Genomic DNA, 19,909 nt, shown 5'->3' with positions numbered 1-19,909 from the left:
TGGGACCCCTAGAATCGCCCGATGATCAGAGCGGCCGGACGGGGCAAGCTGACCGCGGCGATGGTGACCTTGCCGGTGCTGCCGATCGCGTGGTTCGTCGCGCTGCAGGAACACCCGGTGTGGATGCCGGCGGCGTACCTCGGCTATCTGCTGGTCGTGATCGTGATCCCGGGCACCATGTTCTGGCGGCGGCTGACCGGCGGCGTCGGGTGGCGGGCCGCGGACGTCGTCCTCGGTACGGCGTTCGGGATGGCCGCCGAGGCGCTGCTGTACCCGCTCGGGATGCTGTTCGACATGCCGTTCGCGGCGCTGCTGATGCCGGCGCTGGCGTTCGGGATGTGGCGGGCGCTGCCGCGGAACAAGCTCCCGGAGCGGCCGGCGCCGTGGTGGTCGATGGCCGGCGTGATGGTCGCGGTCGGGGTCGCGGCCGCCTGGTTCGTCCGGGTCGGCTCGCACCTGGTCCCGCTGACCGGGCCGGACGCGCTCCGGCCGAGCTCCGACGCGCCGCACAACCTCGCGATCGCGGCCGAGCTGACCCACCACTTCCCGCCGCGGTTCCCGTACGCCGACGGCGGCCGGCTGACCAGTCACTGGGCGGCGTACGAGCACATCGCGTCCGCGCACTGGATCACCACCGTGCCGCTCGACGTCCTGACGCACCGGATGGCGCCGTTCGCGTGGATGTTGCTGACCGTGCTCGGCGCGGCCGCGGTCGGGATGCTGCTGACCGGTCGCGCCGTCGCGGCCCCGATCGCTGCCGGTCTCGTGGTGGCAGGCGGTGACCTGGTCGCCTGGCCGTGGGCCGTGTCGGACCGGGTGTTCGCGGACGGGCCGTTCTCGCTGGGCGGGCTGACCAACCCGCCGCAGGCGTTCTCGACGGTGTTGCTGCTGCCTTTGGTCGCGGTGACGACCTTGCTGTTGCGTCGACGGCCGGGGACGACGCGGGCGCAGCTGTTCCGGCTGTACGTAGCGGCCGGTGTGCTGGTCGCAGCGCTGGCGTTGACCAAGGCGACGACGCTGCCCGTGTACGCGACAGGTCTGGCCGTGGCGTGGATCTACCTGACCGTACGCCGCGGCCGGCTGAACCTGCGTGCCCTCGTCCTGGGCGTCGGCGTCGCGGCGGCGTACGCACTGACGTTCTTCTTCGTACTGCGGGGCGCGGCGTCGACCGTGCGGTTCGACCCGGGGGCGACGTTCCACAGCCTGGCGGGGCGGATGGGCGGCGGCTCCGCGGTGACCGTGATCGCGGCGGTCGTCGTGGTCGGGTGGGTGATGCCGCTGGTGGGCGCGTTGCTGATCAAGCGCGGCGACGTGATGGTGGTGTTCCTGCTCGCCGGGTTCGTCGCGGCCGTACTCGGCGCGGTGCTCCTCGCTGATCGTGGGGACACCCAACTGTTCTTCGTCCGGACCGGGTTCGTGCTCGGCGTCCTGCTCGCGACCTGGGGCCTCGGGTCGCTGGAACGGCGGCAGTACTGGATCGCCGGGGTCGCGGTCGCGATCGGCGTCGCGGCGATCTACTGGGGGCGGCACCAGTCGCCGCGTTCGTGCGCCTCGGCGAACTGTTTCGGGCAGACGCTCGCCGTCGCGCTGGCGATCGCCGCGCTCGGGATCGGCGTGTTCGGCCTGGTGCTGCGCGGGTCCCGCCGTACCTGGGCGGTGATCGCGGTCGCGGTGCTGGTCGGGACCACGGTGTCCCCGACGGTCGGGTCCGTACGGCGGTTCGCGAACCCGCCGCTGACGTCGTACGAGTCGATCGCCCCGGGCGGGATCGAGGCGGCCCGCTTCATCCGCCGCAACTCCGGGTCCGCCGACCGGATCGCCACCAACGTGCACTGCCACCAGGCGCGGGCGTCGCACTGCCAGACCGGGTCGTACTGGATCGCCGGGTACGCCGAACGGCGCGTGCTGGTGGAAGGCTGGTCGTACCAGGCGCGGGTCGACGACAGCTACCCCGCCGGCGTCCAGGGGCCGTACCGGGACCAGGACCTGCTGGCGCTGAACGACGAGGTGTTCAGCAACCCGACCCGGCAGACGATCGAGACGCTGCGGACGAAGTACGACGTGCAGTGGCTGCTGCTGGACGAACGGGTCGGGGCGCCGCCGAAGAACCTGGACAAACTGACCGAGCTCCGGTTCCAGCTCGGATCCGTCCGGGTCTACCAGATCTACCCGCCGCCGCCCGCCAACCCGTACCCGTCGAAGTCGCCGACGCAGAGCCCTTCGCAGGACCCGTCGACGCCGTTCCCGTCCTCGTCGACGAGCGGCTCACCCGGGTTCCCGACCACGCCGTTCCCGACCACGTCCTCGAGCTTCCCGACGCCGAGCATCCCGACCGGGACCCAGCCGACCGTCCCGTTCCCGACCGTCAGCCTCCCGACCGGGACCCAGCCGGTCCCGACCGGGAGCTTCCCGACCACGCTGCCGCCGTACCAACCCAACAGCCCGGGGACGATCAGCGGATCGACACCGCCGGGATTGCCACACTCTGGTTAGACAGCCGGTCCAGTGCGGTCACCGAGTACAGGTACGCCGTACCCGCGACCGCCGTCGTGTCGACGTACGACTGGGCCGCACCCGTCGAGCGCACCGTCGCGATCAGGTTGCGCGCGTCGTTGTCCGGGCAGTGGTCGCCGCCCTTCAACTCGCGCCGGTAGATCGCGTACGACGTGGTGTCGGCGGACGTCCGCGACCACTTCACCTGGACGCCGTCCGCGGTCCGCGACGCGTGCACCGCGTGCACCGGGAGCGGCGCGCGCGAGTCGAGCGCGGGCATCGCCGGGATCAGCGCCGGCCGCGAGTACCAGTTGGTGTTGACCAGCGAGGTCGCGCCGAGCCGGTCCGCGCGGACGTCCTTCGCGGAGAAGTAGATGTTGCCCTTGACCTCGGGAATCGTGCTGCCGAACGCCAGGTGGTCGGTCAGCTCGGTCGGCACCGACCAGCCCGGCGACTGCGTCGACGTCCCGACCTTGTACGTCGCCTCGCCGATATAGAGGTGGACGTGCGTACCGCGGACCTGGTCCGCCCACCACGGCACGATCTTGTTGTAGTCGGCCGGCGCGAACCCGCGGGCCCAGTACACCTGCGGCACGATGTAGTCGATCCACTCCTCGCGGACCCACTTGCGGGTGTCGGCGGCGAGGTCGTCGTACGTCTGCACGCCGGCCGTGGTGTCGGTGCCCTCCGGGTCGGTCGCCTTGTTCCGCCAGACCGCGAACGGCGAGATGCCGAACTTGATCCACGGCTTGATCGCGTGCATCTGCCGGCTCAGCTCACTGATCAGCAGGTCGATGTTGTGCCGCCGCCACGCCTGCAGGTCGGTGTAGCCGTCGGCGTACTGCGCGAACGTCGCGGCGTCGTCGAACGTCTGACCGGCCACCGGGTACGGGTAGAAGTAGTCGTCGAAGTGCACGCCGTCGATGTCGTAGTTCTTGACCGCGTCCATGATCGCGGACTCGACGAGCTTGCGGGCCGCGGGGATGCCGGGGTTGTAGTACAGCTTCCCGCCGTACGACACGACCCAGTCCGGGTGCAGCCGCGCCGGATGCGTCGGGACGAGCGCGTTGAGATCGGTGCCCATCGAGAGCCGGTACGGGTTGAACCAGGCGTGCAGCTCGAGGTTCCGCTTGTGCGCCTCGGCGACCGCGAACTTCAGCGGGTCGTAGCCGGGGTCGCCGCCCTGTTTGCCGGTCAGGTACTGCGACCAGGGCTCTACCTTGGACGGCCAGAACGCGTCCGCGGTCGGGCGGACCTGCAGGACGACCGCGTTGTGATGCTGCCGGACCGCGTCGTCCAGCCAGCCGATCAGCTCGGCCTGCTGCTGCGCGGCGCTCAGCCCGGTCTTCGACGGCCAGTCGATGTTCACCACCGACGAGATCCAGCTCGCCCGGAACTGCCGGAGCGGCGTGGACGTGCTCGGCGTACACGCCTGTGGGTCCGCGGCCGACGCCGTACCGGTCAATCCGCCCAGCAACAGCCCCGCTGTCGCGCCGAGAACACCCATAGCTCGCCAGACTCTCATGTCACTCTCCGACCGTCTCTCAAGGTGAAGTCGAAAGATGTTTACACACCAGCCGTCTTTAGAGAAGACGCTAGGTTAGGACCATGCTGCGGACTGCGACCGACGACGACGTCGACACGATCCGGCGGTTGCGGAACCAGCAGGCGAACCGGGACGTGAGCATCACCGCACACGAGATCAGCGCGGACGAGCACGCCGCCTGGTGGGCGAAGACGTCGGTCGACCCGTCGCGGCGGGTGCTGATCTACACACGCGACGGCGCGACCGCGGGCGTGGTGAACTTCTTCGACCTCGACGGTGCGTCGGGCGCGTGGGGGTTCTTCCTGGACGCGGACGGGCTCGCCGAGCGCGGCGAGACGTTGCCGGCCTGGATCGAGATCATGCGCGAGGCCACGACGTACGCGTTCGACGAGCTCGGCCTCGACGTCCTCACCGGTGAGGTGCTCGAGCACAATACGGTGGTCCGGCAGATGAATCGGCGCTTCCGGTTCGCCGAGGGTACGCCGGAGACTCGGTACGCCGACGGACGCGAGCTCACCGTGATACCGATCAGCCTGCGCACCGAGGACCGTCGAAGGGGGAAAGCGTGAAGACCATCGAGATCGGCGACGTACCGGTCGGGCCGGACCAGCAGCCGTTCGTCATCGCGGAGATGTCCGGGAACCACAACGGCGACCTGGAGCGCGCGAAGGACATCGTCCGGGCGGTCGCCGAGACCGGCGCGCAGGCGCTGAAGCTGCAGACGTACACCGCGGACACGATGACGCTCGACCTCGACCTGCCGGCGTTCCGGCTGCCGTCCGAGCACGAACTGTGGAGCGACGCGCGGCTGTACGACCTGTACAAGGAGGCGCACACGCCCTGGGCGTGGCACGAGCCGATCTTCGAACTGGCGGCCGAGCTCGGGATGATCGCGTTCTCGTCCGCGTTCGACCGGACCGCGATCGACTTCCTGGAGAAGCTCGGCGTACCGGCGTACAAGGTCGCCTCGAACGAGATCGGCGACCTGCCGCTGGTCCGCGGAATGGCGGAGACCGGCAAGCCGATCATCATCTCCACCGGCTCCGCGACACTCACCGACATCGACGCCGCCGTCCGCGCCGCCCGCTCGACCGGCAACGAGCAGATCATCGTGCTCTCCTGTACGGCGAGCTACCCCGCGCCGCCGGAACAGTCCAACCTCCGCGGCATCCCGGTCCTCCGCGACGCCCTCGACGTACAGGTCGGCCTCTCCGACCACACGATGGGCATCGGCGCCGCCGTAGCCGCCGTCGCCCTGGGCGCCACCGTCATCGAGAAACACGTCACCCTGAAGCGGGTTGACGGTGGCGTCGACTCAGCCTTCTCCCTGGAGCCCTGGGAGCTGGAACTGCTCGTCGAAAGCACTCGAGTGGCCCAACTCTCCCTAGGCAAACCGGTCATCGGCCCCAAACAGGCCGAACAGAACGTCCTCCGCTTCCGCCGCTCCCTCTACGTCACCCAGGACGTCCACCCCGGCGACCTCATCACCCCCGAAAACGTCCGCTCCATCCGCCCCGCCGGCGGCCTCGCCCCCGACCTCTACCCCCAAGTAGCCGGCCGCCCCTTCCGCACGGAGGTCCCCGCCGGCACCCCCCTCACCTGGGACCTCCTCTAGGTGGATTTCAGGTTCGCCTGGACAAGGTCGCGAACCTGCCGTGCGAACGCTTGAAACCCTGCGCCCGACCCGCCCGGACCAAGCTGCCGGATGTCCATCAGGTACGTCGAGGTGCGATACAGCAGGATCCGCTCCGTCCATCGCCCACCAGCCAGCGGGTAGCTGCGGGTCAGATAGCGGGACCGTGCACCGAAGCCCGGCAGTGACCGCTCGACAACAGCCGCACGCTCGGTGCCCCCGACCAGGATGTTCGCGCACTCGGCGGGCGTCTTGCTGTACCGATCGATATACCTGTCGGCGGCTTCCCCGGTCAGGTTGGCGATTGTTGCGCCGGTGAACGGGTACTGGCCATCGACCGGAGTTGACATCCCGGTCTGCGCGTCGGCCCCCGGCGTGTCCGACGGCACCCATTCGGTGAAGCTCGAGATGAGCCCACCCGTACGGATCACGTTCCGGCAGACCTCGGGTTCAACTGAGCGCCCGGCCAGGGGGTCGGGTCTCGGCGTCCACGTCTGGTTCTTCGGCCAGATTGTGCTCGACCACTCCAAGCTGGATCTCCCGAACCGCACCGGCGGCAGTGCCTCGAAGTCGAACACGGTGTATCGGTAGGACGGCGGCGTGGAGACCGTTGGCTCGGCCGACGTGAGCGAGCTCGACGGGGTTGAAGTCAGCGGCGTGGTGGAGGTGGAGGTGCAGGCAGACAGGGCCAGCACCAAGCAGGCGGCGACAGCTGACTGGCGCTTGAGGCGGTGCATCCCGGGGCCCCTTCTCCTGGGATTATGTGGTGTCGATGGATGGTAGCCGGGGAAGGGACGGGGATGACCGAGTACTTGCTGTTTCCTGGGCGGCATCATGTGTTGACGCGGTTTCAGGGGGAGTTTTTGCGGGGGTTCGGCGGGCGGACCGTGGTGTGGGCGGTGACTTCGGCCAATCATCAGACGACCAAGCGGAATCCGGTGGCGTTCGATCGGCGGGAGGCGGCGATCGAGCGGTTCAGTGTGGCGGAGGGGATTCGGTCGTTGGTGGTGGGGGTGGTGGACACGCCGCCGACGGACGAGTTCGCCGAGGTGACGGTGAAGGCGATCGAGGCGGGGACGGACGATCTTGTCCGGTTGACTCCGGCGAACACGGTGGTGGCGTGTTCGACGCCTGAGGTGAGCAAGTTGTACGAGCGGCTCGGCTATCAGGTGATCGGGGTCGAGCCGGAGGGTACGGCGCGGCCGTGGGACGTGCTGCTGATGATTGCTGACGGCAACGACGCGTGGAAGCAGCTCGCGCATCCGGCGACCGTGGACGTGTTCGAGCGGTACGCCCTGGACGCCCACGTCGCGCGCTGCGTGAACGACCCGGTGGTCGGCGACGACGGCGGGCTGACCACGACCCGCGACTACAAGACGTACGCCGACGCGTTCGAGACCGCCGCGGACCGGAAATGGCTGCAGATCAAGGACTTCGTGCGGCCGGGGCGGATCCTCGACATCGGTTGCGCGACCGGCGCCACGTTGCAGCTCGTCGACCGCGACCCGCGGTTCCACGAGTCGGACCTGATCGGCGTCGAGGTCGCCCGGCACCTGTACGCGGAATGCGTGCACAAGAAGGAGCAGGGCCTCTTCACCAACCCGAACGTCTACTTCTACCAGCGCAACATGCTCGGCTCGGCGGTCTTCCCGCCGCGCTCGATCGACACCACGCTGACGCTCGCGCTCACCCACGAGATCTGGTCGTACGCCGACGGGTCGCGGCCCGCCACCGTGCAGCGGTTCGCCGACGCGCTGTTCGCGCACACGGCCCCGCACGGCGTCTGGATCAACTCCGACGTCTGCGGGCCGGACGAGCCGGACCGTTCCGTCGTACTGCGGCTGGACGACAGCGACGGCGCCAACCCGGACGCCGTGGCGGAGCTCGAGGCCCGCGACGACCCCGCGGCGTACGTCGGCAAGCTGTCGACGCGGGCGCGGTTCTTCCAGTTCGCGCACGACTTCCGGCGGAACGCGAAGGTCCCGTTCGGGTACGACGTCGACGGCGACGCCATCCAGCTAAGGCTGGCCGACGCGATGGACTTCCTGACCCGCAAGGACTACGTCGACAACTGGCTGAGCGAGACCCACGAACAGTTCTGCGGCCTCAACTTCGCCGGCTGGACCGCCGTCGCGGAGCGGGCCGGCTTCACCATCGACCCGTCGTCCCACGCCTGGCGCAACGACTGGGTGATCACCAACCGCATCGCCCCGGTCGCCACCATCACCACCCCCGACGGCGACCCGGTCGACTGGCCGGCCACCCACCAACTGCTGATCGCCCGCCGCTGACCCCGGGCTGCTTGCCCGTCGAGTTCGGGGGTTGCCTACTCGGATTCTCAGTGGGCAACCCTCCAACTCAGGGTATGCCCGCCGAGTTGGAGGGTTCGCCCAGCGGGGGAGGTGGGGAGGCTAGGTGACTTCTAGGTGGAGGGTGCCGGCCAGGGGGCGGACGGCGAGGGTGTGTGGGCCGCGGGTGACGGTCAGCGGTAGGCGGCTGGAGAGGAAGGGCTCGCACTGGACCGCATGCGCCGTACCGTCCGGGGCCGTCGCGAACAGGATCCACTCGGCGGGTTCCAGCGCCTCCATGTCTACGACCGCGGCCCAGCCGTCGTCGGAGACGGTACGGCGGCACTCGAGGTCCACGTGGTCGTCGGAGTCCGGCAGGTACCGTCGCCAGCTGAACGACACGTCGCCCCAGTCCGGCCCGCGCACCACCAGCTTGTTGCCCGCAGCAACCGCAGCGGTCGCGGTCGTCCGGATCGGCGACTCGTGCAGGTTCACGTACCCGCCGTTCGAGCGGGTCAGCATCACGACCCGTCCACGTTCCGCATGCGACACAAGCCGATCGCCAGCGGTCCACAGCAGCACTTGCTCGCGGCCGCCCGGTTCGCGCATCCGGAAGGCCCGCGTGGTCCGCTGGCTGAACGGGTCGTCCGGGTTGATCTCCTCGAGGATCGGCCGGATCGGCAGCCAGGCGGTGAAGTCCCGCCCGTGCACCTCCAGCGGCAGTTGCTCCTCACCACCCGACAGCGGCCGGCTCACGAACAACGACGGTTCGTCGTACGCCGAGGTCCCGCGCAGGACCAGCGCGTCCGGGGTCTGCTCGATCGTCGTCAGCCGGCACGGGTCCACCAACCGTCGTACGGCGAACGCGCCGTCCTTGCCCGGTCCCGGTTGGATCCAGCTCGTGTCGTCGATCCATGCACCGGGCGGCCACCCCGGGCTGCCGGCCTTCTGCCCGCGGAGCTTGTCCCGGCGCCGGATCCCGCCCGCGCGCAGCCGGACGTCAAAGTGCGCTGGCCCTGGCGGGCACTTCGCCAGCAGCGCCGGGCTCACCCGGACCTCGAAGCCGACCAGGTTCCGCTCGCCGCGCAGATCCTCGGCGAGGAACCGCCGGACCGGCAGCCGGTGGTTCCAGCCGCCGACCATCAGGCCGATTCGGAGACTGGACGGCTTCGCCTGCAGGTGCCGCAGCTCGGCGGTGCCGCGGACCGCGAGTTCGCCGTCGATCCACGCCACCTCCCGGACGCTGGTCGCCAGGGCGTAGTCGGTCTTCACCCGCGGCAGCGCGTCCTGGGCCGTGTCGGGGTCGAGCGCGACCGCGTGCAGGAACTCGAGGTCACCGGCGCGCAGCGCGTCGAACTGGAGCTGGGCGAGGCGCGGCGAGTTCACCAGTACGGCGTCGTCGAGCCGGTCCAGCAGCTCGGTGGTGAGCTCGACCAGGTGCTGCTCCTCCTCGGCCGGCACGGTGCCGAACGCCGACAGGATCGCGTGCAGGTCGATCTGCCGGAAGTGCGCGTGCACGCGGTGCCGGATCGCCGGGAGGGCGTCCTGGACCTGGTCCAGCACCAGCCCGGCCGAGACGACCCGGTCGCGGATGTTCGCCAGCTGGAACTTCTGCTGGGTGATCGAGTCGCCGGACTCGCGCTCGCGCCAGAAGTACACGGGCGCCGCGATCGTGTCGACGGTGACCGCGTCCAGGTGCGCCTTCAGCGTGACCGGGTAGTCCTCGTACCGGATCGCCGGGAAGCGGTAGTCGTACTCGTCCCAGAACGAACGCCGGTACACCTTGTTCCACACCATCCGGTCGAGCACCAGCTGCGGCGTCTCCGAGATGTGCGTGGCGAGCCGGTCGGCGGTGAACGCCTGCGCGTGCAGCCAGGACGGCCGTACGCCGTAGCTGTTGTTGAACCGCCGCGCGTTACCGGCGGCGAAGTCCGAACCGGTTTGGTCGAGCGCCTTGATCATCATCCCGAACCCGTGCCGCGTCACCAGGTCGTCGCTGTCGACGAACGTGACGTACTCCCCCGTCGCGTGCTCGACGCCGGTGTTGCGCGCCGGGCCGAGGCCCGCGTTCGGCTGCTCCACGATCCGGAACCGCGAGTCGCGGTCGCAGAACTCCTTCGCCAGCACCGCACTGTCGTCCGGCGAACCGTCGTCGACGAGGATCGCCTCGAAATCCGCGAACGTCTGCCGCGCGATCGAGTCGAGACAGTCCCCGATGTAAGCCCCCACGTTGTAGAACGGCACTACCACGCTCAGGCGTGGTCCGCTCATCTGTTGCGGATCTTGCGGGAGAGTTTCCGGGCCACGACCTTCGGCTTGCGGACCTGGGCGGCGTGGAAGATCACCCGGGAGACGGCGTATGTGCGGGAGCCGCGGATCCGTTCGTGGGCGGCGGTGACCTTCTGGAGCTGGCCGCGGAGCTCGCGGATGCGGTTCTCGCGGGTCTTCATCGCCTTGTTCCGGAAGCCGAGCGTGCGTTCGAGGCCGTAGACGTGGCCCTTCAGCTCGAACAGCTCATGCTTGGCCGCCTCGGCCTCGACGAGCGCCGTCCGGACGTCGACGACTTCCTTGACAGCTCCGAGCACCTCGTCCAGGGCGGCAGTAATCTGCTTGCCCCGAGCAACCTGTTCGCTCGTCGCGGGAAGGGTGTCCGGTGACGTCGCCTGCGCCTGCTCCGGAGCCTCGACCCCGGACATCCCGAGCCACGCGGACACGAGATCGTCGCCGACCATCCACGGCGGCCAAGGATGCCGCCGCTGCTGCCCCACCAACCGGTCATGAAACCTGACCCACGCAGCCGCCAGCAGATCCTCCTTGTCCACACAGTCCTGGGCCACCCACCCCGAGACCCCGTGCGCGAAGGATTCGCCGTCGTACACCACGTCGTCCCACCGAAGCACCACCGGCGACTCCGTCACCCAGTCCCCCAGGTCAGCCGCCAGCTTCCGGAACCCAGGCACATCCTCAGCCGCCGCCAGCCGGAACAGTACGCTCTCCACCGAGACACCCGAGGAGATGGTTGCGGGTACGACGGACACGTCGAACGAGAGCTCCGCGGCAGCGGCGGGATCACCGGTAATCGCTGTGTCCCAGCCGGTGAGGTTCTGGTCCGCGGTGAGGACCGCTCCGGCGGTCTCCGTGTAGATGTCGTGGGACGGTTGGGCGCCGATGACGGCCAGCCAACCGGTGGGGACCGACCCCAGGAGGCCGGCCCGGGCCGCGGTGTCTACGCCCTCGTGGGCGGGCGACAGGAGCGGTACGTCGGTCTGCTCCAGCGCAGCCGCGGCCAAGCGGGTGGGGAGTTCACCGGGACGCGCGTTCGCCGCCACGTCGGCTCGGACGTAGGTGCGCGACGCGAAGTCGGCGTACACCTCCGCCGGCCACGGGAGCGCCGTACGCAACTGCTCCACCGACACCGGCCGCGAAGGGTCGTCGTGGAGCGGGCGCCACTCGTCGTCACCGTGGCGCTCCGCGGCGGGGCGGCTGTCGAGCATGGTCAGCAGCGAGAACTCGTTCTCCAGCCCGAGCACGACCACCGCGTCCGGCGCCGCAAGCGCGGCCACCGCCGCCAACCGCTCACTCCACGACAGGTCGAAGCTGTCGTACCCGAGCACCCGGTCGAGCCCGTCCGACGCGACGATCACCTCGTACGGCGCAGTCTGCAGCCCGTCCAGTGCGCCGGCGATCACCTGCAGGCACGGCCCGAACTCCTCGCCCAGCTGCTGCGCGTCCGCGACCGACCGGACCAGGATCGTCACGTCCGCCGAGTGCGCGAGCACCGACTCGATCAGCTGCGGAGCGTGCGGCCCGAGGATCAGCGTTCGCCGGTTCGCGGGGACGACGTCGGTCAGCAGCGCGGCCAACGCCGGCCGCGGCGTCGTGCGATCGGTCCACGGCTGCATCTCGCCCCGGACCACCTGGACTTCAGACACGCTCTCTCCAATCGAACAGCGACCGCAGTTCCGCGGCGGGCATCATCCAGGGGCGACCGAGTTCGAGGTCCGTGGTCGCGCGGGCAGCTTCCAGATCGACGGTCTTGCCGAGCATCTCCGGCCACAGCCGCTCGATCCGGCGCTGCCCGCCGAACAGCGGGTTCTCCCCGTCCATCTCCATCGGGTCGCCGTACACCGCGGGCTCGCAGCCGGCCGCGACGCCGTAGAAGATCGCGGTCGACAACCGGTTCGCGGCGACCCGCTTGTGCTTGCGCAGCTCGGCCAGCTGCTTGAACAGGAACCGCCGCTCGGTGCCCTCGTAGGAGAACCCGCGCCGCCCGAACGACACCACCCGGAACCCGGCGTCCTCGTAGAACCCGCGCACCTCGGGCCGGTCGTACTCCGTGTAGTACAGGCTGAACGTCACCGGGCCGGGCTCGGTCTCGCGGATCTCGTCGATCAGCCGCTGGTGGTCGCCGTGGATCTTGCCGCCCTCCCACCCGTGGAAGAGGAACCACAGCGTGCCCTCACGCTCGACCGGCTCCTCAGGCTCTGGCTCGAGCTCCGCCAGGTACAGGAACGGCGCCCCGATGCTGTGGTAGTTCCGCCGCCCGAGCGAATGCCCGCGACGCTTGGGCGCATCGCTCCAGGTGAACCGCCACGCGCCGTCGTAGAACTCGTGCACCGGGTTCCACCCGCAGCCGATGTTCCAGCCGTGCTGCAGGTAGCCCCGCAGCCGCGGCGGGTGGTCGAAGTCGAACCCGGCGTACCGGGACAAGATGTGCGTCTGACCGTAGTAGTGGTTGTGGTGATGCATCAGCGCACCTCGACGTGCAGAGTGCCGGCATGGGGTCGGACAGCGAGTGCGTGCGTGCCGTGATCGATTGCCAACGGCAACCGGCTGCACAGGAACGGCTCGCACTGGACGGCGTGCGCCGTACCGTCGGCGGACGTTGCGAACAGGATCCAGTCGGCCAGCGCCGCGAGCGGATCGACGGAGACCTGTACGGCGGTCACCGGGACCAGCGCGGCCACGTCGGCGGCCACGGACCACCGGCCGTCGGCGTGCGTCGTACGCCGGCACGCGACGTCGAGGTGGTCGTCGGAGTCGGTCAGGTACCGCCGCCAGCTGAAGGTCGCGTCGCCGCCCGCGCCGCACACCACCAGCTCGCCGCCCTCGACGACGGCCGAGACCGCGGTCGTCCGGATCGGCGACTCGTGCAGGTTCACGTAGCCGCCGGTGGACCGGGTCAGCGTGACCATGCGATCGTCCACGACCCGGGTGAGCGCCGTGTCACCCGCGGTCCACAGCAGCACGCGCTGCTGCTCCTCGGGCCCGCGGACCCGGAACACCCGGGTCGTCCGGCGGCCGAACGGGTCGTCGTGGTTCGCCGCGTCGATGAGGTCCCGGATCGGCAGGCGGGCGGTGAAGTCCCGCCCGTCGACCTCCAGCGGCACCTCCTCCTCGCCGCCGACGACCGGCCGGCTCAGGAACAGCGACGGTTCGTCGAACGACGCCTGCCCGTGCAGCACCAGCTCGTCGCCGGCCTGCTCGACCGCGGTCAGCCGGCACGGATCGGTCAACAGCCGCAGCGAGAACCAGCCGTACTTGCCCGGGCCGGGCTGGATCCAGTTCGTGGCGTCGATCCAGGCGCCGGGCGGCCAGCCCGGGCTCCCCGGTCCCTGACCGCCGAGCATGCCGGTCCGCGCGCGCCGCCCGGACCGCATCCGCACCTCGAAGTGCGCCGGAGCACCCGTGCATTCGCCGAGCAGCTCCGGGTCGAGCAGCACCTCGAAGCCGACCAGCGACTTCGTCCCGTGCAGGTCCAGCGCGGCGTACCGGCGTACCTCCAGCGGGTACGACGTCTTGTCGACGGCGAGCGCGATGTCGAGGCTCGACGTACCGTCCGTCTCCAGGTGGCGGATCTCCGCGGTGCCCTTGACCGACAGCTTGCCGTCCACCCAACCGACCTCGCGGACGCTGGTCGCGAGCGACAGGTCCTGGTCGCGGACGCCGTACAGCCGCCGCGGTACGGCGGACTCGCCGAGGCCGGGGTAGTTGTACTCCAACCGCCGCCCGCGCGCCGCCGCCCGTGCGCCGCCGCGCAGCCCGCCGGCGTTGCGGAAGTCCGCGAGCCGGCGGAGCAGGTCGACGTCGCCGGAGCGGAGCGCGGCGTGCTGGATCCGGTCGTACCGGTGGGTCTTCGCGAGCACGTCCTCGTCGAGCCGGTCGAGCAGCACACGGGACAGGTCGACCAGCGCCTGCTCGTCGTCGGCCGGCACCGACCCGAACGCGGACATCAGCGTCAGTACGTCGATCTGCGCCAGGTGCGCGTGCACCCGCCGGCGGACCACCGGTACGGCGTTCTCGACCAGGTCCAGGACCATGCCGGCCGAGGTCACCCGGTCGCGGATGTTGCCGAGCTGGAACTTCTGCTGGGTGATCGACTCGCCGGACTCGCGCTCGCGCCAGTAGTAGACGGCCTGCGTGATCGTGTCCACGGTGACCGCGTCCAGGTGCGCCTTGAGCGCGACCGGGTAGTCCTCGTACCGGATCGGCGGGAACGTGTAGCCGTACTCGGTCCAGAACGAGCGGCGGTACACCTTGTTCCAGAGCATCCGGTCCAGGACCAGGTCGGGGAACTCGGTGACGTGCGTGGCGTGCCGGACCCGCGCGAACGGCTGCTTGTGCAACCAGGACGGCCGGACGCCGAAGCTGTTGTTGAACCGGCGCGCATTGCCGCCGGCGAAGTCCGAGCCGGTGCGGTCCAGGGTCCGGACCAGCGCGGCGAACCCGTACCGGGAGACCAGGTCGTCGCCGTCGACGAACGCCAGGTACTCGCCCGTCGCCTCCTGGATGCCGGCGTCGCGGGCCGGACCGGGGCCGGCGTTCTCCTGCTGGATCAGCCGGAACCGCTCGTCCCGGGCACAGAACTCCTTCGCGACGACGGCACTGTCGTCCGGCGACCCGTCGTCCACCAGGATCGCCTCGAAGTCACCCCAGGCCTGCTGGGCGATCGACTCCAGACAGTCCCCGAGATACTCGCCGACCCCGTAGAAGGGCACCACCACGCTCAACCGCGGCGTCACTCCGGTGTGCCCTCCCTCGCCGTAGTTACTCGCCTACGTAGCGGCAACGAGGTGGACCGTCACAAGGTTATGCACAGGTTCGAAGCCGTACCGGGACCAGATCCGCTGGATACCGGTCTGGTGCGCCTGGGCGGTGACGACCAGGCGGCGCGACGTACACGAGTCCTCGACCGCGGCGAGCAGATGGCCGTACCGCCCGCGGCCCTGCTCGGCGGGGACCACACCGGCGAGCTGGATCTCGGTCCACGAGCGCTGCTGGTCGAGCGCCGCCAGCGCGAGCACCCGCCGATCCGGACCCCGCAGTACGACGGCACCGGCGTCGGCGATCCGCCAGCGGGCCCACTCCTGCCGGCCGGCCAGCGCCTTGGCCCGGTCGAACACCGGGTCGGAGCAGTAGTGGTTGCCGGAGTCGCCGAAGACGTCCGCGACCAGGTCGTCCACCTGGTCGTCGTCGACGTCGGCCTCGACCTGGGTACTGAATCCGGCCAGCGGCGCCGGACGCCGGCCCTTGCCAACCGGGAGCGCCCAGCAGACCACGGTGTCGGCGAGCAGCGCCTGCCGCGGACCACCCGCCAGGGCCGCGAACCAGGTGTTCTCACGCGCCGGGTACCGCAGCACGATCACGTCGGCGGTCGACTTGTCCACCGCGGCCAGCACCTCCGCGAGCGGCGTACCGGCCGACGCGGACACCGACATCCGGTCGATCGAGACCCCGAACCGCTTCGCCGCCTCCACCGCCGGCCGCACCGTCAACTCCCCAGCCTCGAGCGCCTCGTACCAGCTCATAAGCCGCAAAGCCTACACGGAGTGACAGGCCGCGTTCCTAGCGCGATCAGTTTCACATTAGTGTTACGACATGCGCGCGAAAGCGAGGCGGCGGGGGCCGCGGAGTGCGGGGCCTTCGCTGGCCGGGCTGATGGCCGGGCTGGGGGTCGTCATGCTGGCGGTTGTGCTGCTCGCGCTGCACTCGACGGTCTTCGAGTTGGTCCGGTTCGTCCTGTTCACGGTGGTCGTGGTGACACTGCCCGGGCTCGCGCTCTGGCGGCTGATCGGCGGCTACCGACGGAACTTGGTCGAGGACCTGTCCGCCGGCTTCGCGGTCGGTACGGCGGCGCAGGTGCTGGTGTACCTCGCCAGCGCGTCGATCGGGCTGCAGGCGTGGTCGTGGGTGTGGGCACCCGTCGTACTCGTGGTCGTGTTCCTGGACCGTGACGCCCGGGCGCGGGTCTGGCGCCGGGTGGAGCAGCCGTTGCGGCCGCTGCAGGCGTGGCTGCTGGCGGCGTCCACCGCGGTCGTGCTGCTGATCGTGTACCGGCGCGGACCGGGGGCGTTCCTCCCGGCGTACACCGATCCGCTGCGCGCGTACCCGGACCTCGCGTTCCAGCAGGCGCTGGCCGCGAGCGCGAAGTACGACGTACCGATCTCGACGCTGTGGCTCGGCGGCGAGCCGATGAAGTACCACACCTTCTTCCACCAGGCGACGGCCGCGACGCAGTGGGGCACGCGGATCGACCTGACCGACCTGATCCATGCGCTGAGCTGGCTGCCGCTGTTCCTGGCCGGGTGCGGGCTGGTGTTCGCGCTCGCGACCCGGCTCACCCCGGCGGCGGAGTCCGGCGCGACCTGGGCCGGGCCGCTCGCGGTGTTCGTCGCCGGGCTCGGCGGGGCGGTGCAGCCGTTGACCGCGGCCGGGCTGGGCGGGATCTCGACGGCGGTGGCGGCGTACCTGAGCCCGACGCAGAATCTCGGCGTACTGATCGCGCTGGCGCTCTGCGTGGTGGCGGTCGACCTGCTGCGGGCCGACGGGAAGCCGAAGGCGCGGTGGGTGCTGCTGGTGCTGCTCGCGCTGGTCGCGGCCGGGGCGAAGTCGACGATCCTGCCGGTGGTCGGGGTGGGGTTCGCGTTCGCGTTCTTGCAGTTGGGGCTGATGCGGAGGCCGACGCGGCCGGCGTTCCTCGGCGGGCTGGTGGCGCTGGCGGTGTTCGTGGCGGCGCTCGTGACGATCTTCGGCGGCAGCACCTGGGGGACGCAGATCAAGCCGTTCGAGACGTTCGTCCAGCTGGCGCCGTTCTCGCTGCTGGTCTCGAATCCGCACGCCCAGTTGTTGTCTGGGGCAACGACTCTGCTGAGCTGGGCGCTGGCCGCGTCCGGGCTGTTCTTCCTGGGGCGGAAGTGGCGGGACGCCGGGGCGGTGTTCCTGGCCGGGGTCGCGGTCGCGGGGTTGCTCGGGACGCTGCTGACGACCCAGTCGGGCGTGAGCCAGCTGTACTTCCTGCGGACGGCGTTCCCGATGATCGCCGTACTCGCGGCCGCCGGGCTGGCGAACCTGGTCGGGCGGCTCGGCGACCGGAAGGCCGTCGTACTGGTGGGAGCCGCGGGGCTGCTCGGGCTGATCGGGTTCGCGGTGGCGCGGTCGGAGTCCGCGGACCTGCGCGGGATCAAGGGGCCGTGGCTGTGGACGATCGCGGTGGCCGCCGCGGTGGCGGTGCTTGTGGCGGTGGGCTGGAAGCTGGCGCGACGTCCGGGGAACTTCTTCGTGGCGCTGCTCGGCGGCGCGGTGGCGGCCTGCATGATCGGGGCCGCGTTGGTGCCGTTGCAGGCGTTCGTGTCGGACTCAGCGTCGAACCTGGTGTTCGCACATCCGTTCCGCGGCGGGGCGACGGCCGCGGAGGCGGGTGCGGCGCAGTGGCTGCGGCGGAACAGCAAGCCGGGCGAGCTGATCGCGACCAACGCGCACTGCATCATCGAGCGCGACGGGCTCTGCGACAGCCGGCACTTCTGGCTGGCCGCCCTGTCCGAGCGACCGGTGCTCGTCGAGGGTTGGTCGTACTCCAACCAGGCGAACCGGATCGCCCTCGCCGAGGACACCAACCCGAGCCTGATCCCGTACTGGAACCGCGAACAGCTCGCCGCCAACGACATCGTGTTCAAGGCGCCGTCGCCCACGACGATCGAACGCCTGCGCAAGGCGGGGGTGCGATGGCTGTACGCCGACAACCGGGCGGGGACCGTCTCGCCGTCGCTGCGCAACTACGTCCGCCTGAGGCACGCCACGCTGGACGCGACCATCTACGAACTCAGATAAGGCCCAGCAACGCGTCGGCGACACGCTCTCGACCGCGCCCGTCCACCAACTCCCACCCCGCGCGGGCCAGCCGACCGCGTTCTACGGGATCGGTCAGCAGCCGTTTCAACGTCTGATCCGCCGACGCCGGATCCTCCTGCAGCGCGCTCAACAACCCGAGCCCAGCAGCCGCCTGCGTGTCGACGGCACGCTCGTACCCCATCACCTGGTTGTCGACCACACACACCAGCCCGGCCGTCGCACCGAGGCACAGCAACTCCCACGTCGACGTACCGGACGCACTGATCGTCAGATCGGCCTCCCGCACCCGCGCCGCCAGCTGATCCGTCGGCCCGATGACGTGCAGCTCCTGATGCGGCTGCAGCTGCACCTCGCCGATCCGCGCCGCGAGGTCAGGCCCCGGCGCGACCACCGTGGCCTCGAACGGCAGCCCGGTCGCGGCCAGCGCCCGAGCGACGTACGGCCCCGCACCGAACGCGTCCGTGCCACCGAAGAACGCGAACACCTTCGGTACGCCGTGCTGCCGATCGGCGGGCGCGGTGTCCGGGCGGTGCGCGAGAATCTCGTCGCGGATCATCACGTACGGCAGGCCCGCCAGCCGCCGGGTGTCCGGCGGCAGCGCCGGGCGGTCCAGCTCGGCCGCGAGGTTCTGGTCCACGAGTACGTCGGCCTCGGCGCCGCGGAAGTCGCCGTCGACGATCGCCAGCGTGGGCAGCCCGCTCGCCCGGACCGCCCGGTAGACGGCGGCGTCCAGGTCGTACGAGTCGAACACCACCGCGTCCAGCCCGAGCCGCCGGAACACCTCGACGTGCTCCTTCGCCTCCCAGACCGCCGGATATACGTCGATCCCGCGCGCGGCGATCTGCGCCGCGGCCCACGGCACGGTCGGCGCGTCGCAGACGAACACCACCTCCGCCCCACGCCGCCGTACCTCCTCGGCGAGCGCAAGGCACCGCATCACATGCCCGATCCCCCGGGCCGGCCCCACATCACATCGCACCCCGACGCGCTCCACGCCCCGAACCGTATCGGCTGTTGTATATCCGGTTCCGGTGGGTGGGCGAGCGTGAGAAGGGCCATTGTGGGTAAGCTGGTGACACGTAGGAAATGTGATACGTGGGAGGCCACGATGCGACTGAACAGCAAGGGCCAGGTGACGATCCCGGCCGAGCTCCGACGCAAGCACCATCTCCACGAGGGGGACGAAGTGACAGTGGTCGAGGGGCGGGACGGGCTGCGGATCATCCGGATGGCCGAAGCCGAGACCCGTGGTCAGCGGCTGGTACGGGAGATGCGCGGTCGGGCCACGAGCGGGATGAGCACCGAAGAGTTGATGGAGCTGTTGCGTGGCGAGTGATCGGACGCTCACGCTCGTCACGCAGCCCGTCGCGCTGGTCGACACCTGTGTGTTGCTCGACATCCTCACCGATAGCCGGGACTGGGGTGAGTGGTCCGCGACGGCAGTCGCGCAGGCGCGGGATGAGGGCGAGCTGGTGATCAACCCGATCATCTACGCAGAAGTGTCGGCTGGCTTCGTCCGAATCGAGGACGTCGACGCCGCCCTTCCGGTCAGCGACTTCCGACGGGAACCACTACCCTACGACGCCGGCTTCGTGGCCGCTCAGGCGTTTGTGATGTACCGGCGGCAGGGTGGTGCGAAGACCTCGCCGCTGCCCGATTTCTACATCGGCGCTCACGCCGCAGTATGTCGCTATCAGGTAATCACCCGGGACACCAAGCGGTTCCGGACGTACTTCCCGCGGGTCGGTCTGATCACGCCGAATTGAGACGGGGATTGAACGGGTCGTTCACGGGGCAGCTATTGTTTCGAGGTCCGCACCG

General features: G+C 70.1%; 15 protein-coding genes. 7 read left to right on the top strand and 8 right to left on the bottom strand.

Annotated features, from left to right (window positions below; all coding sequences use genetic code 11):
* Window positions 1–21: 21 nt before the first annotated feature.
* Window positions 22–2,493, top strand: coding sequence for a hypothetical protein (locus tag ACFV9C_RS04555; protein ID WP_380190667.1), 2,472 nt, complete (start codon window positions 22–24; stop codon window positions 2,491–2,493).
* Here ACFV9C_RS04555 and ACFV9C_RS04550 read toward each other — a convergent pair.
* Entirely contained in the window at window positions 2,453–4,018 is a 1,566-nt protein-coding gene (locus tag ACFV9C_RS04550) for a glycoside hydrolase family 10 protein (RefSeq protein ID WP_380190666.1), read from the bottom strand. The genes ACFV9C_RS04555 and ACFV9C_RS04550 overlap by 41 nt on opposite strands.
* A gap of 83 nt (window positions 4,019–4,101) precedes the next feature.
* Here ACFV9C_RS04550 and ACFV9C_RS04545 point away from each other — a divergent pair, with 83 nt between their 5' ends.
* Together ACFV9C_RS04545 and pseI are read left to right on the top strand one after the other, a co-directional pair.
* Complete coding sequence (locus ACFV9C_RS04545) at window positions 4,102–4,608, top strand: GNAT family N-acetyltransferase (RefSeq protein WP_380190665.1); 507 nt, start codon at window positions 4,102–4,104, stop codon at window positions 4,606–4,608.
* Window positions 4,605–5,654, top strand: coding sequence for a pseudaminic acid synthase (pseI, locus tag ACFV9C_RS04540; RefSeq protein WP_380190664.1), 1,050 nt, complete (start codon window positions 4,605–4,607; stop codon window positions 5,652–5,654). Before ACFV9C_RS04545 ends, pseI begins: the two co-directional genes overlap by 4 nt.
* Here the strand turns inward: pseI and ACFV9C_RS04535 are convergent.
* Window positions 5,651–6,409 (bottom strand): hypothetical protein, encoded by a 759-nt coding sequence (locus ACFV9C_RS04535; RefSeq protein WP_380190663.1) that lies wholly within the window; start codon window positions 6,407–6,409, stop codon window positions 5,651–5,653. The genes pseI and ACFV9C_RS04535 overlap by 4 nt on opposite strands.
* Before the next feature lie 162 nt (window positions 6,410–6,571).
* Here ACFV9C_RS04535 and ACFV9C_RS04530 point away from each other — a divergent pair, with 162 nt between their 5' ends.
* The gene (locus tag ACFV9C_RS04530) at window positions 6,572–7,963 is read left to right on the top strand and encodes a class I SAM-dependent methyltransferase (RefSeq protein ID WP_380190662.1); all 1,392 of its coding nucleotides are present in this window, start codon (window positions 6,572–6,574) and stop codon (window positions 7,961–7,963) included.
* A gap of 120 nt (window positions 7,964–8,083) precedes the next feature.
* On the opposite strand, the gene ACFV9C_RS04525 is transcribed toward ACFV9C_RS04530, so the two are convergent.
* The 5 genes from ACFV9C_RS04525 to ACFV9C_RS04505 are packed head-to-tail and all read right to left on the bottom strand — an operon-like array spanning window position 8,084 to window position 15,768.
* Entirely contained in the window at window positions 8,084–10,231 is a 2,148-nt protein-coding gene (locus ACFV9C_RS04525) for a glycosyltransferase family 2 protein (RefSeq protein WP_380190661.1), read from the bottom strand.
* Complete coding sequence (locus ACFV9C_RS04520) at window positions 10,228–11,892, bottom strand: hypothetical protein (RefSeq protein WP_380190660.1); 1,665 nt, start codon at window positions 11,890–11,892, stop codon at window positions 10,228–10,230. Before ACFV9C_RS04520 ends, ACFV9C_RS04525 begins: the two co-directional genes overlap by 4 nt.
* Entirely contained in the window at window positions 11,885–12,709 is an 825-nt protein-coding gene (locus ACFV9C_RS04515; protein ID WP_380190659.1) for a hypothetical protein, read from the bottom strand. The genes ACFV9C_RS04520 and ACFV9C_RS04515 overlap by 8 nt, the downstream gene beginning before the upstream one ends.
* Window positions 12,709–14,982, bottom strand: coding sequence for a glycosyltransferase family 2 protein (locus tag ACFV9C_RS04510; RefSeq protein WP_380190658.1), 2,274 nt, complete (start codon window positions 14,980–14,982; stop codon window positions 12,709–12,711). The genes ACFV9C_RS04515 and ACFV9C_RS04510 overlap by 1 nt, the downstream gene beginning before the upstream one ends.
* Window positions 14,983–15,015: 33 nt before the next feature.
* A complete protein-coding gene (locus ACFV9C_RS04505; protein WP_380190657.1) occupies window positions 15,016–15,768 on the bottom strand; it encodes an N-acetyltransferase in 753 nt (250 codons plus the stop codon).
* Window positions 15,769–15,838: 70 nt separating this feature from the next.
* Here ACFV9C_RS04505 and ACFV9C_RS04500 point away from each other — a divergent pair, with 70 nt between their 5' ends.
* On the top strand, window positions 15,839–18,067 hold the full coding sequence (locus ACFV9C_RS04500; RefSeq protein WP_380190656.1) for a hypothetical protein: 2,229 nt from the start codon (window positions 15,839–15,841) through the stop codon (window positions 18,065–18,067).
* On the opposite strand, the gene ACFV9C_RS04495 is transcribed toward ACFV9C_RS04500, so the two are convergent.
* Entirely contained in the window at window positions 18,060–19,082 is a 1,023-nt protein-coding gene (locus ACFV9C_RS04495; protein WP_380190655.1) for a PseG/SpsG family protein, read from the bottom strand. The genes ACFV9C_RS04500 and ACFV9C_RS04495 overlap by 8 nt on opposite strands.
* Before the next feature lie 114 nt (window positions 19,083–19,196).
* Between ACFV9C_RS04495 and ACFV9C_RS04490 the strand changes: the two genes are divergently transcribed.
* Window positions 19,197–19,424 carry an AbrB/MazE/SpoVT family DNA-binding domain-containing protein gene (locus tag ACFV9C_RS04490; RefSeq protein WP_380190654.1) on the top strand — a complete coding sequence of 76 codons (228 nt, stop codon included), beginning with the start codon at window positions 19,197–19,199 and terminating at the stop codon, window positions 19,422–19,424.
* Entirely contained in the window at window positions 19,414–19,854 is a 441-nt protein-coding gene (locus ACFV9C_RS04485; protein ID WP_380190653.1) for a type II toxin-antitoxin system VapC family toxin, read from the top strand. Before ACFV9C_RS04490 ends, ACFV9C_RS04485 begins: the two co-directional genes overlap by 11 nt.
* Window positions 19,855–19,909 lie beyond the last annotated feature (55 nt).

Source organism: Kribbella sp. NPDC059898, from assembly GCF_042730855.1.
In the GTDB taxonomy this organism is placed as follows: domain Bacteria; phylum Actinomycetota; class Actinomycetes; order Propionibacteriales; family Kribbellaceae; genus Kribbella.
This window is presented reverse-complemented; position numbering and strand designations above follow the sequence as displayed.